This window comes from Prauserella sp. PE36 (assembly GCF_003311655.1).
GTDB lineage: Bacteria > Actinomycetota > Actinomycetes > Mycobacteriales > Pseudonocardiaceae > Prauserella_A > Prauserella_A endophytica.
The window spans coordinates 178,343-190,888 of record NZ_QEQT01000063.1; the positions used below are offsets into that span (position 1 = coordinate 178,343).

A 12,546-nucleotide genomic window follows, 5' to 3' on the forward strand; every position below is an offset into this window, starting at 1 on the left:
TCGTTTCGGGTGGTTTATCACGATTCGGGGATGCGGTGGGGGACGAACGCGGCACCGTCGTCGGTGACGAGCCCCGCGGTCTCCCTGATGCCCAGCCCGGCGGCCTCGTCGCCGACGATCCACGCGCCGAGCGCGGGCCGGAAGCCGTCGAAGTCGGGCAGCGGGTCGAACGCCTGGTACACGTAGCCCTCCGCGCCGTAGACGCCACCCGTCTGCGTCTCGTAGCCGGGCGCGACGATCTGCACGTTCGCGCCCTCGCGGCCGAGCTTCGGTTTGCGGACGTACTCGGTGAGCAGGCCGGGCTGGTCGTTGAACGCGGGCAGCAGGTTCGGGTGGCCGGGGTAGTTCTCCCAGAGCAGACCGAGGATCGCCTTGTTGGAGAGCAGCATCTTCCACAGCGGCTCCACCCAGAGCGTCTGCGGCAGCGACTCGACGGCGTAGCGGCCGAACTCCTCCTCCACCACCCATTCCCACGGGTAGAGCTTCACGACCGTGCTCATCGGCGCCTCTTCGAGGTCGACGAACCGCTTGAGCAGCGGGTCCCAGCCGATCTCCTCGATCGCCAGTCCCACGGTGTCGAGCCCCGCCTCGGCGGCGGTCTCCTGCAGATACGACGTGGTGATGTGGTCCTCGCCGGTCGAGTCGGCGCTCGACCACGTGAAGTGCAGCTCCTTCGACGGCAGCGCCTCCCCCACCTGCGCCCAGCGCTCGACGAGTCGCTCGTGGATGGAGTTCCACTGGTCGTCGTCGGGGAACACGTCGGTCTTCCAGTGCCACTGCAGCACCGCGGCCTCGAGCAGCGACGTCGGGGTGTCGGCGTTGTACTCCAGCAGCTTCGCCGGGCTGCGGCCGTCGTAGCGAAGGTCGAAGCGGCCGTAGACGTGCGGATCGCGGCGCTTCCACGACTCGGCGATGTGCGGCCACACCCACTCCGGCAGCCCGAACTCGGCGTAGCGCTCGGTCAGCACCACGTGGTCGACGGCCTCGAGGCACATCGAGTGCAGCAGCTCCACGTCGGCCTCGACGGAAAGGACCTCGTCCATCGGCAGCACGTAGTGCACCGACTCGTCCCAGTAGGGCCGCTCGTGTCCGGAGCCGTAGCGCGCGGGCGTGCCGTAGACCAGCCCCTGCTCCTCGACGATGCGCTTCCAGTCGTGCCGAGCGGGGCGGGACTCCCTGTGCACCTATGAGCCTCCGCTCTTGCCGAAGCCGCCGCTGCTGATGCCGAAGCCGCCGCGCTGGACCGTCTTGCCGGACTTGGTGCTGATGTCCGCGTTGGCCGGCTTGGTGTAGGAGCCGCCCGAGACCGTGCTGCCGACCGTGCCCGTGCCGCCGTAGTTGTAGCGGTACTGCTGGAAACCACCACCGGGCAGGGGCAGGAACATGAACCCGCCGGAGACGTAGCCGTTGTGGCTGCGGACGTAATCCTCGTCGCAGTAGTCGTCGTTCTCGACGATCGTGCCGTCCTCGGTAGTGCACACGGCCGTGACCTGCTCCGGCGTGGCCACGAGGTACCAGCCCGCGACGAGCCCGACCAGGCCGACGGTGACGCCGCTGCCGATCAGCACCTTGCGCCGGGTCTCGGCCTTGCGGTCGGCCTCTGCCTGCGCCTGCTCAGCCTCGGCCCTTCGCTGCTCCTCCTCGGCGATGGCCCTGCGCCGGGCACGCTGTTCGGCCAGCGTGGGTTCCCTGGGCGTGGTGCTCTCGGCGTCTTGGAACCGCATGGAGCCACGCCGGGGTGGCTGCTCCTCGTTGGAGGGGTTGTCATCCGTCATCGAGCACTCCGTAAACCGCGGGACCTGCGCTCCCTCACCCTATCGACACCCGGGCACTCACTGGTGCGAACAGGCATCATGGGAACCGATGTCCGACGAGCCCAATCGGTTCCCGCTGAACAAGCCGGCCGTGCGCACCAGGGTGCTCATGGCGGGTGTGTTCGTCGGCGCCATCGTCGCCATGTCGCTGAGCTGGGTTTTCTCTTGGGGAGTCGAGACCGAGGCCGATCGTGTGCAGGCGGCGGAGGAGCAGGCGCTGACCGCCCGAAGGGAGGCGTTCAGCTCCCCGCCGGGCAGCTGCCTCACGTGGACGAAGCCCGACGCGAGCGACGTGAAGAGGGTCGGCTGCGCCCAGGAACACCTCTTCGAGGTCGCCGGTGTGGTGGACATCTCGGCGCAGTATCCGAAGGGCGCGAGGCAGCCGAACGCCGACGCATGGCGGACCATCACCGAGCAGCGGTGCGGGCAGACCGTGCGGGACTACCTCGGCAAGCCGATCGACCCGTTCGGCAAGCTGTCGCTCGGCGTGCTGCGGCCCGACGGGGAGCAGTGGGCGCAGGGCGAGCGGAAGCTGCACTGCGGCATCCAGTGGGTGTCTCCCGGCGGTGAGCTGCAGCCCCTCACCGGCAAGGCCAAGGACGAGAACCAGTCGAACGTCTGGGAGCCGGGAACCTGCCTGGCTCTCGTCAACAAGACCGTGGGTGATCCGATCGACTGCTCCCGGGAGCACTCCTACGAGATCGTCGGCCTGGTGAACCTCGCCAACCACTTCGACTCCTTCCCCTCCGCCGACGAGCAGGAGAAGTGGCTCGACACCGAGTGCAACCGCATCGTCGGTGAGTACACCGGTGGCGCCAACCTGCGAGACAAGGGGCTCATCCTCGGCTGGGACCTGCGCGAGAAGGAGAGCTGGGACGCGGGTTCTACGCTGGTGAACTGCAAGGTGGGCGCGACGCTCGAGGACAACAGCGGGCTTGCGCCGGTGCGGGGCAGTGTCGCCAAGCAGGCGCCCCCGCCGAAGACCACCGAGCAACAGCCGAGGCAGGGCGAGTCGAACCAGCCGAACCAGAACCAGCAGGGAGAGCGGGAACAGCAGGGTGGCTCCGAACAGAGCACCGGGGGCTGACGTGCCGGTGGACATGCCGCTGCGACGTTTCGAGGAGCTCGTGGCGGAGGCGCTCGACCAGGTGCCCGAGGAATTCGCGCGGGCGATGGACAACGTCGTGGTGCTGGTGGAGGAGCGCAACGAGGAGGAGCCCGACATCCTCGGCCTCTACCACGGGATCGCGCTCACCGAGCGCGGCCACGACTACGGCGGCGTGCTGCCCGACCGGATCTCCATCTACCGCGAGCCGATCCTCGCCATCTGCTCCAGCGAGGAGGAGGTGGTGGAGGAGGTGCTGATCACCGTCGTGCACGAGATCGCCCACCACTTCGGCATCGACGACGCCCGCCTGCACGAGCTCGGCTGGGGCTGACCTCCGCAGTGAAGGCCACCATGCCTGCGTCGAATCAACTCAGCGGCGGGTAGGGCGTCCGCGTGGTGGTGGTGGCAGACGGGCGGGCGGGCGCAGTGAAGGCGGCGTTTGCCGCGGTCAGCGGGACGTGTTCACCCGGGTGGGTTATGTCACTTGCGAGCCCGCCTGTGCCGAGGTCTGCTCCAGGCGTGGGCGGCGATGGTTCGTAGCGTTGAGCGCCGGCTCACGTGGCTGTTGGGGTCGAGCGCGTTCAGCAATCTCGGCGACGGTATCGGCAAGGTCGCGTTCCCGCTGCTGGCGGCCACCGTCACCCGCGATCCCGTACTCATCGCGGGCCTCTCTGCGGCCCAGTTCCTGCCGTGGCTGTTGTTCGCGCTGGTCGCGGGCGCGCTGCTGGACCGCGTCGACCGGCGCACCGCGATCGTGCTCGCCAACACCGCGCGGGCCGTGGTCGTCGGCGCGGTCGCGATGCTCGTGTACCTCGACGCCGTCTCGATCTGGCTGGTGTACGCGGCGGCACTGCTGATCGGGGCCGCCGAGACGGTGGCCGACAGCGCCGCGAACGTGCTCATCCCCGCCGTCGTCCACCAGGGCGGGCTCGCGAAGGCCAACAGCAAGCTCCAGGCCACCGAGATCGTGGGCCAGACGTTCCTCGGCGGGCCCGTCGGCAGCGTCACGTTCGCCGTGTTCGCCGCGCTGCCGTTCCTGCTCAACTCGGTGGCTTTCGCGTTAGGAGCGGCCCTGCTCGTCGCGCTGGCCGGCAGCTACCGCCCACGGGGACCGGCGCAACCTGAGTCCTCGCTGCGCGCGGACCTCGCCGAGGGCCTGCGCTGGCTCCGCAGCAACCCGCTCCTGCTGCGGCTCGTCCTCGTGGCGGGTCTGCTCAGCATGCTCACCGAGCTGGCACAGGCTCAGCTGGTGCTCTACGCGCTGGAGGACCTGCGCCTGTCCCCCGCCGCTTTCGGCCTGTTCGCTTTCGTCGGCGGCATCGGCGGGCTCATCGGCGCCGCCGTGGCGTCCCGGCTGCTCGACCGGATGGGCAGGCGGGCAGTGCTCACCGGCGGGATCGTCGTGTGCGGGCTCGCCTTCGGCGGGATGGGCTTCACCTCGGAGCCCGCGCTCTCGGCCAGCCTGTTCGGCCTGTTCGCGGCCGCCGTGGTGACGGTGAACGTCCTGCTGGCGACCGCGCGCCACACGCTCGTGCCCGGCGAGCTGCTCGGCCGGGTACTGGGCGCGTGGCGGACGGTCGTGTGGGGCTCGCTGCCCGTGGGCGCCCTGCTCGGCGGCGTGCTCACCGACGCGCTCGGCAGCCCGTCCGCCACGTTCGCGGTGTCGGGCGGGCTGCTGCTCGCGCTCGCCGCCGGGACGTTCGCGACGGTCCGGTTTCGTTAGGCGTCGCCCGAGCCCGGCTGGATCGTCTGCACGGTCAGCTGGTTGCCAGGAATGTTCTCACCCGCACAGCCGGTGCCGGGCACCTCGATGAACTTCGACTCGGTCTCCTGCGGTGCGTAGACGCGCAGTCCACGCACGTCGGTGGGACGGCACGCCGCCGGGTCGTAGTTGCGGACCTGCACGAACCCGACCTCGGCGTAGGCCATGTCGCCCGGGTTCAGCGTCACCGGGTCGCCCTTGGCGCCCTCGCGGAACGCCGCGGCGCCGACCTGGTGCCCGTCGTCGCCCGCCACATACGAGACGCCGGGGAACCCCTGGATCACACAGGCGTCCCCACTGACGTTGGTGAACTGCAGCGGCCGGTACTGCGTGCCTGCGGCCGCGTCACCCCGGCCGAGCGAAAGCCGCAGGTCACCGGCCTTGCACAGGCCGGATGCTTCGGCAGGGGCCTGCTGGCCCTGCGACGTGCCGGGCTCGGTGGTCTCCGAGGTCGGCTGCTGCTCCTCGGTCGTCGGCTGGGTCGTCGACTGTGCCGACGAGGAGCTGGACGACGTGGGCGCGCCCGCGTTCTGGGCCGCGTCCTGGGTGCCCTCGCCGCACGCGGCGAGCAGCAGGGTCAGGGCCGCTCCGGCAGCGGCGAGTGCCACGTGTGAGACGTCAACGCGCTTGTCGGTCATGGTCGCCTCCCTGTGTGCGTGACTACCCAGTGGACGTGTGCCACACACGGAGGGTTGCGTGACTTTCTCACCCGAAAGCCGGAAAGTGCGTCAAGCCATGCCCACGCCGGCCCAGTCGAGGCAGGTCCAGCCGTTGTCGGCCCTGGTCTCGAGCCGGACGATGCCGGTGTTCGGCAGCAGTCCCTTGTCGGCGACCTCGGGCTTCACGTTGTCGGCGAGCCATTCGGCGCCGAGGCGGATGGCGCCGCCGTGGCTGACCACGACCACCACGCCGTCGGGATCCACCTCGGCGTGTTTGGCCCGCAGGTCGCCGATCGCGGTGACGAACCGGTCGTGCACGTCCCGGCCGCTCTCGCCGCCCGGCATCGCCGGGCTCAGGTCGCCGCGCGTCCACGGGCTGACGGTCGCGAAGTACCGCTCGATCGCCTCGGTGTCGCCCCGGTCCTCCAGCTCTCCGACCTGGATCTCGTGGATGCCCTCCACCACCTGCACGTCCAGGGCGAGCGAGGAGGCCAGCGGCGCCGCCGTCTGCCGCGCGCGGGTGGCCCGCGACGCGTACACTGCCGCGACCGGCTCGCCCGCGAGCTGCTCGGCCAGCGCCTCGGCCTGCCTGCGGCCCAGCTCTGTCAGCGGCGGCCCCGGCAGTGCGGTGTTGAGCGTCCTGAGCACGTTCGCCTCGCTCTGCGCGTGCCTGACCAGGTACAACCTCACGCCAGTTCTCCTTTCCGCACCGCGTCCACCCACGCTTTCGCGTTGACGAAGTCGTCGTTGGCCGCGCCGGGCTCGATCGTCGCGGCGACGCCGTCGGCACGCGGGTGCGAGCCGAGGAACCGCACGTTGTTGCACCGCCTGCGCAGGGCCGCGAGCGCGCCGCCGATGCGCGGCTCGGCAACGTGGCCCTCGAAGTCGATGAAGAACCGGTACATGCCGAAGTTGCCCTTGATCGGGCGCGCGTCGAGCCGCGTCAGGTTGATGCCGCGAGTGGCGAGCTCGGTGAGCAGTTCGGCGAGCGCGCCGGTGCGGTTGGCCGCCGCGGCAACGATCGACGTGCGGTCGGCGCCGGTCGGCTCCGGCAGCCTGCCCGGCGGCCTGAGCAGGAGAAACCGCGTGCGCGCGTCGGGCACGTCGGCGACACCGGTGGCCAGCACGCGCAGCGGGTAGTGCTCGACGGCCACGGGTGCGGTGACGGCGGCGTCGTACTCTCCGCGCTGCACGGCGACGGCCGCCGCCGCGGTCGACGACGCGACCACCGTCCGCGCCTCGGGCAGGTTGCGCTCGAGCCACAGCCGCACCTGGGCGAGCGCATGCGGGTGGCTCGCGACGGTGCGCACGGTCTCGACGTCCTCTCGGGCGAGGACGCTGAAGTGAACGGGCAGCAACGCCTCGGCCACCGCCACGAGGGGGGCCTCCTCGGCGAGCCCGTCGAGGGTCGCCGTCACCGGCCCCTCCACGGAGTTCTCGACCGGCACGCAGGCGGCGTCGGCCTCGCCCTTGCGGACACTGGTGAGCGCTGCGGAGATGGTCTCGACGGGGGTCAGCTCCTCGTCACCGGCGAGGCTGCGCGCGGCCTGCTCGGTGAAAGTCCCCTGTGGTCCGAAATAGGCGATCCGTGGCACGAGGCAAGGCTACGGCGAGACGAGTTTCACTCGCATAGCCGGTAGGTCGGCCGGTTCTCCCGGTTGACGTTTTTTGCCATGCTGTACGCGTGACCGCCGAATCAGGCACCCACATCGCTCGCAACGGGTCGTCCCACGAAGCGCCGCACAGAACCCCGGAACTGGTGCTGTGCGCGCTCGACCGACCGCTCGTCGAGGCATGGGAATCCGTGCGGGACAACGTCGACGGCCCGGTGAGAGTCCACTCCGGATCGGTGCTCGACGTGCACGCACAGGCGGTGGTCAGCCCCGCCAACTCCTTCGGCTGGATGCGCGGTGGCATCGATGCCGTGTACGCGCGGGCGTTTCCCGGCATCGAGCAAGCCGTGCGCAGCGCGGTCCTCGCCTACCACGGCGGTGAGCTGCCGATCGGCGAGGCGGTGGTGGTTCCCACCGGTGAACCCTCGCCGGCGTGGCTGATCAGCTCGCCGACCATGCGGGAGCCCGGCGAGCTGCTTCCCGGCGACACCGTGCATCCCTACCTGGCCGCCAGGGCCGTCTTCCTGCTCTGGCGCGACGGCAGGCTCGACAACGGCACGGCTCTGCGCAGCGTGATCGACACGATCGCGATGCCGGGGCTCGGCACCGGGGTCGGCGGTGTACCGCCCGAGGCCTGCGCCAGGCAGGTCACGGCCGCGTGGGAAGAGGTCTTCTCCGCCCGCTGACCTGGGCCGTTCACTCAGACGTGCAGAACGTCACAGCCCGTTGAACGCCGGTAAGCCCTAACGTTAGATGCGCGTTACACACGTGTACGGCGCTGGCCCATCGACGGGCGAGGAGTGAGCGAATGCCACGGGTCCGTGAGCTGAGCCCCTATGTCGAGTTGCAGCGTGACCAGTGGCGTGAGCTGCGCCGCTCGACACCGCTGCCGCTGACCGCAGGCGAGCTGGTGAGGCTGAGAGGGCTTGGCGAACAGATCGACCTGACCGAGGTGGCCGAGGTCTACCTGCCGCTGTCCCGCATGATCAACCTGCAGGTGGCGGCACGGCAACGGCTGTACGAGGCCACCACCACGTTCCTCGGTGAGGACACGCGGGGCACCAAGGTCCCGTTCATCATCGGCGTCGCGGGCAGCGTCGCGGTCGGCAAGTCCACCACGGCACGCATCCTGCGCACGCTGCTGGCCCGCTGGCCGGACCACCCGCGCGTGGACCTCGTGACCACGGACGGATTCCTGTACCCGCGTGCCGAACTGGTGCGCAGGGGGATCATGCACCGCAAGGGCTTCCCGGAGAGCTACGACCGCAGGGCGCTGCTGCGGTTCGTCACCGACGTGAAGTCCGGTGCCGACGAGGTGCGGGCACCGGTGTACTCGCACCTCGCCTACGACATCCTCCCGGACGAGGAGCAGGTGGTGCGAAGGCCGGACATCCTCATCCTCGAGGGCCTCAACGTGCTGCAACCCGGCCCCCGGCTGACGGTGTCGGACCTGTTCGACTTCTCGATCTACGTCGACGCGCACACGGCCGACATCGAGCGGTGGTACATCGAGCGGTTCCTCGAGCTGCGGCACACGGCGTTCGCCGACCCGACGTCGCACTTCCACCACTTCGCAAGCCTGCCCGACGACGAGGCGCGGGCCGAGGCGAAGCACCTGTGGAAGACCATCAACGAGCCGAACCTCATGGAGAACATCCGCCCGACGCGCCCGCGCGCGACGCTCGTGCTGCGCAAGGACGCCGACCACTCGATCAACCGGGTCCGCCTGCGCAAGCTCTAGCACCCCACCCGACCGACCGCAGTGAAGGCCACCTTCACTGCGTTCAACGCAGGCAAGGTGGCCTTCACTGCGGTCGGTTGATACTCAGTGTGGGTGTGGTCGCGCACACCTCGCCCGTCTGCGTGCTGGCAAATCGGCCGAATCCGGCGATGATGTCCTGCGTGGGCACCGGGCCGCGCGGCATTCTCCTGCGCGCCCTTGGGCAGGCGTGGGTCGAGCGCGGCGGCGCAAGGGACGCGCTGGCCGACCCTGCGCTGCGAACGGTACTCGCGGCGCTCACCGTGCGGGCGAACGTGCCCGTTCCGCCCGCCGAGCTGATCGCCGCCGCGTGGGGGCCCAGTCCCCGCGCCAACGCGGAGGACGCGCTCGGCACCCGGATCTCGCGCCTGCGGACGCTGCTCGCGCCGACCGCCGACGTGACGTGGTCCGAGACCGGCTACCTGCTGCGCGTCGACCCTGGCCGCATCGACGCCGTGCGCTTCGAACGGCTGGTCGACAAGTCGCTCCGGGCCGGCCCGCGCGAGGGCGTGCGGCTGCTGAACCGCGCGCTCGCGCTCTGGCGTGGCCCCGTCGCCTATCCCGAGCTGACGCCGGGCGGCCGGGCGCACGACGAGGCCTTGCGGCTCGGTGAGCTGCGGTTCCGCGCGATCGAGCACCTCGCACGCTGCGAGCTGGCGCTGGGCCACGCGGGCGCCGCCGCCGACCGGCTGCTGGAGCTGCTCGCCGTCGAGCCGTTCCGCGAGCGGATGTGCGCGCTCGCGATGACGGCCCTGCACCGGGCCGGCCGGACCGCCGAGGCGCTGGAGACCTTCCGGCACGTCCGCGCGCGGCTCGCCGAGCTGAGCGCCGACCCGTCGGAAGAGCTCCGTGAGACATACCGCGCCATCGCAGGCGCGGAGCCCGACCGGCTCACCCGTCGCTGGCCGGTGCGCCCGCCCCGGCTCCCGCCGCCGACGTCGTTCCTCGGCAGGGACAGCGAGCTGGCACGGCTCACCGCGCTGGCGGGCCGCGAGCGCCTCGTCACGATCACCGGCGGCGGCGGGACGGGCAAGACACGCTTGCTGCTCGAAGCGCTGTCCACGATAGACGGTCCTTCGCCGACGGTGGAGCTGTCCACACTGGAGCCCGACGAGGTTCCGCTCGCCGTGGCCGCGGCACTGGGGGTGCACGCGCGCGGCACGGGTGACGACGTGCTCGGCGCACTCACCGACTACCTGAGCACCCAGCGGCTGCTGCTGGCGCTCGACAACTGCGAGCACGTGCTCACCGAGGTCAGGTCGCTGGCGAAGCGGGTGCTGCCGCGGTGTCCCGGCGTCCGGCTGATCGCCACGAGCCGGGTGCCGCTCGGCGTCGGCGGCGAGCGGGTGCTGCCGCTGGCCCCGCTGCCTTCCGGCGGTGAACCGCTCACGTCGGACAGCGGTCGCCTGTTCCTCGCCCGTGCCCGCCGGGTGCGGCCCGGCTTCGTGATCACCCCCGAACAGACCGGTCTGGTGCGCGGGGCGCTGCGGACGATGCGATGTCACCCGCTGAACATCGAGCTGACCGCGTCCCGCGCCGCCGTCCACGGGGTCGACGAGCTGAAGGACCTGCCACTCGAGGTCGTGGAGTGGGCCTTCGACCGGCTTGCCGTGGCCGACGCGGAGCTGCTGTCGGCGCTGACCGTGTTCCGGGGCGAGTTCGACCTGCGTGCCGCGGAGGCTGTCACCGACGCGGGCGGTGCGATCGCTGCCGGCATCACGCGGCTCGCGGAGCTGTCGCTGCTGACGGTGGAGGACGCGAAGAGCGCCCGGTTCCGGATTCCGGAGCTGGTGCGGCAGGTCGCCGCGCGGCAGCTCGCGGGGTCGCCGACCGAGCACAAGACGCGGGACCGGCACGCACGGTGGTGCCTCGATCTCGCCACCCGTGCGGCGGCCGAGGCCACCGGCGAGGACGATCGGGCGGCGGCCGCCCGGCTGCGCAGCAGCGCCGCCGACGTCACCGCCGCGCTGCGCTGGTCCCGCGCAGAGGAACCGGGGCTCGCGGGCGAGCTGGCCGGACGACTGGGACTGCTCTCGCCGTATCGGTCCGAAGTGGACTTCCTCGCGTGGCAGCTCGCGCTGGGAGAACTGGAACATCCGCTCGCGGCGGGCGCGGCGGCCCGCGCGGCCCTGCGGTACGGCGACATCGCCTCGGCCCGTGGGCTCGCCGAGCGCGGGGCGGGCCTCGCCACGACCGACGAGGAACGCTGTCTCGCGCTGCACACACTGGCGCTCACCGCACCCGACACGGAGTCGGCCAGCGCCGCCTGCCACGAGATCCTCGCGTTGCGCGAGGTTCCCGACGCACACCGCGTGGACGCGTTGGCCGTGCTCTCACTCCTCGACGCCGGAACCGGTGGCGAGGCGGCGGAAGCTGCCCGCTCACTGGCGGTCCCGTCCGCCCACCGCGCGTATGCGTGCTATGTGGACGCGATGGTGCGCCTGGCCCGCGATGTCGAGGACGGTATCGCCGCGCTCGGGCACGCGCGGGCACTGGCGCAGCAGGCGGACGCCCCGATGGTCGAAGGGGAGGCCACGTCCGCGCAGGTGACGGCGCTGCTGCGGCTGGGCAGGCTGCCCGAGGCCGCGAAGCTGCTGTTGCACAGCCTCGAACACTGGCAACGGCTCCGCGCGCCCGCCCAGCTGGAGGCCTCCACCCGGCAGGCGCAGGAGATCCTCGCCGCCGTGGGCGAGTCACCCGAGGCTGTCATCCCGGCGCTGAGCCGCTTCGTCGGCACGCTCGCCCGCTGACCATGCGACGCCGGGTGTTGATCGGACTCGCAGTGGTGGTCATCATCGTGACTGTGGTGTTCAGTGCCGCGTTCGCGTTCCAGCGCAAGCTGATCTACCTGCCCTCCGGCGGGCCGCTGCCGAGTGCGGCCGAGGTGCTGCCGTCCGGGCAGGACGTCACGCTCACCACGAGTGACGGCCTGCGGCTCGGCGCCTGGTACTTCCCCGTCGAGGACGCGCGGGCGGCCGTGCTCGTCGCACCGGGCAACGCCGGCAACCGGTCCCTGCGCCTGCCGCTGGCCGAGGCGCTCAACCGGCGCGGGATGTCGGTGCTGCTGCTCGACTACCGGGCCTACGGCGGCAATCCCGGCTCACCGAGCGAGGAGGGGCTCGCCCTCGACGTGCGCGCGGCGCGGGACTTCCTCGTGCGGCAGAAACCCGATCGGCTGCTCTACTTCGGCGAGAGCCTCGGAGCCGCCGTGGTCACGGAACTGGCCACCGAACACCCGCCCGACGGGCTCGTGCTGCGCTCGCCGTTCACCGAACTGGCCGCCGTCGGCAAGCGGCACTATCCGTTCCTGCCGGTGAACCTGTTGCTCCGCGACCGCTTCCCGGTCAGCGAGTACGCACAGCGGCTCCGCGTGCCGGTGACCGTGGTCTACGGTGCGGCGGACTCGATCGTGCCGCCCGAGCTGAGCAGGGCCGTTGCCGACGCGGCGAACGGCCGCGCCGTCGTCGTGCCCGGTGCGGACCACAACGACCTCGTGCTGCTCGACGGCCCGGAGGTGGTCGACGCCGTCGCGGAGCTGGCAGGCGGCTGAGGGGGCTCTCGGCCGATCGGCCGATCCGGGGCCTGAGCGCCAACCAGTTGGCCGATAGCAGAACTTCTCCCCCGCGACGACCCTGGTGAGTAAGAAAGCAACCCTGGAGCAGGGGGAGGCACACGATGCTCAACATCATCCTGACCTGGGTGGGCGCCGTACTCGGCATCACGGTGCTGCTGGCCATGGCCTGCGGCGCGTTCGTGCTCGACTTCGATGACAGCGGCGGCGCCCGCCGAGCGCAGCCGGACGTCGGCGAACCGACCACGCCCACCACCTGA

Annotated in this window: 13 protein-coding genes; 8 read left to right on the forward strand and 5 right to left on the reverse strand. The window is 71.2% G+C overall.

What is annotated here, in order from left to right; translation table 11 throughout:
• Positions 1–17 precede the first annotated feature (17 nt).
• Together DI005_RS16600 and DI005_RS16605 are read right to left on the reverse strand one after the other, a co-directional pair.
• Positions 18–1,184 (reverse strand): glutathionylspermidine synthase family protein, encoded by a 1,167-nt coding sequence (locus DI005_RS16600; protein ID WP_112266104.1) that lies wholly within the window; start codon positions 1,182–1,184, stop codon positions 18–20.
• Entirely contained in the window at positions 1,185–1,775 is a 591-nt protein-coding gene (locus DI005_RS16605; RefSeq protein WP_112266103.1) for a hypothetical protein, read from the reverse strand.
• Positions 1,776–1,863: 88 nt separating this feature from the next.
• On the opposite strand from DI005_RS16605, the gene DI005_RS16610 reads away from it, so the two are divergent.
• From DI005_RS16610 to DI005_RS16620, 3 genes are all read left to right on the forward strand, one after another.
• Positions 1,864–2,901, forward strand: coding sequence for a septum formation family protein (locus DI005_RS16610; RefSeq protein WP_112266102.1), 1,038 nt, complete (start codon positions 1,864–1,866; stop codon positions 2,899–2,901).
• A gap of 1 nt (position 2,902) precedes the next feature.
• On the forward strand, positions 2,903–3,253 hold the full coding sequence (locus DI005_RS16615; protein ID WP_112266101.1) for a metallopeptidase family protein: 351 nt from the start codon (positions 2,903–2,905) through the stop codon (positions 3,251–3,253).
• 198 nt (positions 3,254–3,451) lie between these two features.
• Entirely contained in the window at positions 3,452–4,645 is a 1,194-nt protein-coding gene (locus DI005_RS16620; RefSeq protein WP_113642730.1) for an MFS transporter, read from the forward strand.
• Here DI005_RS16620 and DI005_RS16625 read toward each other — a convergent pair.
• The 3 genes from DI005_RS16625 to pheA form a co-directional block, all read right to left on the reverse strand.
• A complete protein-coding gene (locus DI005_RS16625; protein WP_112266098.1) occupies positions 4,642–5,322 on the reverse strand; it encodes a DUF4232 domain-containing protein in 681 nt (226 codons plus the stop codon). The two genes, DI005_RS16620 and DI005_RS16625, sit on opposite strands and share 4 nt — an antisense overlap.
• 90 nt (positions 5,323–5,412) lie before the next feature.
• Positions 5,413–6,033, reverse strand: a complete 621-nt coding sequence (locus tag DI005_RS16630) for a histidine phosphatase family protein (protein ID WP_113642731.1) — start codon at positions 6,031–6,033, stop codon at positions 5,413–5,415.
• A complete protein-coding gene (pheA, locus tag DI005_RS16635; RefSeq protein ID WP_113642732.1) occupies positions 6,030–6,938 on the reverse strand; it encodes a prephenate dehydratase in 909 nt (302 codons plus the stop codon). Before pheA ends, DI005_RS16630 begins: the two co-directional genes overlap by 4 nt.
• Before the next feature lie 89 nt (positions 6,939–7,027).
• Between pheA and DI005_RS16640 the strand changes: the two genes are divergently transcribed.
• The 5 genes from DI005_RS16640 to DI005_RS38585 all read left to right on the forward strand — a co-directional run bounded on the left by DI005_RS16640 (position 7,028) and on the right by DI005_RS38585 (position 12,546).
• A complete protein-coding gene (locus DI005_RS16640) occupies positions 7,028–7,642 on the forward strand; it encodes a macro domain-containing protein (protein WP_113642733.1) in 615 nt (204 codons plus the stop codon).
• 122 nt (positions 7,643–7,764) lie between these two features.
• Complete coding sequence (coaA, locus tag DI005_RS16645) at positions 7,765–8,697, forward strand: type I pantothenate kinase (protein ID WP_112266091.1); 933 nt, start codon at positions 7,765–7,767, stop codon at positions 8,695–8,697.
• Positions 8,698–8,858: 161 nt separating this feature from the next.
• Positions 8,859–11,465, forward strand: a complete 2,607-nt coding sequence (locus tag DI005_RS16650; RefSeq protein WP_158559820.1) for a BTAD domain-containing putative transcriptional regulator — start codon at positions 8,859–8,861, stop codon at positions 11,463–11,465.
• A 14-nt stretch (positions 11,466–11,479) separates the two neighbouring features.
• Complete coding sequence (locus DI005_RS16655; RefSeq protein WP_369973590.1) at positions 11,480–12,265, forward strand: alpha/beta hydrolase; 786 nt, start codon at positions 11,480–11,482, stop codon at positions 12,263–12,265.
• 125 nt (positions 12,266–12,390) lie between these two features.
• A complete protein-coding gene (locus DI005_RS38585) occupies positions 12,391–12,546 on the forward strand; it encodes a hypothetical protein (RefSeq protein WP_170200496.1) in 156 nt (51 codons plus the stop codon).

Excerpts from the sequence above, each read along its gene's own strand:
- DI005_RS16625 (WP_112266098.1), bottom strand. The coding sequence starts at position 5,322 with ATGACCGACAAGCGCGTTGACGTCTCACACGTGGCACTCGCCGCTGCC.
- DI005_RS16605 (WP_112266103.1), bottom strand. The coding sequence starts at position 1,775 with ATGACGGATGACAACCCCTCCAACGAGGAGCAGCCACCCCGGCGTGGC.
- DI005_RS38585 (WP_170200496.1), top strand. The coding sequence starts at position 12,391 with ATGCTCAACATCATCCTGACCTGGGTGGGCGCCGTACTCGGCATCACG.
- coaA (WP_112266091.1), top strand. The coding sequence starts at position 7,765 with ATGCCACGGGTCCGTGAGCTGAGCCCCTATGTCGAGTTGCAGCGTGAC.
- DI005_RS16610 (WP_112266102.1), top strand. The coding sequence starts at position 1,864 with ATGTCCGACGAGCCCAATCGGTTCCCGCTGAACAAGCCGGCCGTGCGC.
- DI005_RS16620 (WP_113642730.1), top strand. The coding sequence starts at position 3,452 with ATGGTTCGTAGCGTTGAGCGCCGGCTCACGTGGCTGTTGGGGTCGAGC.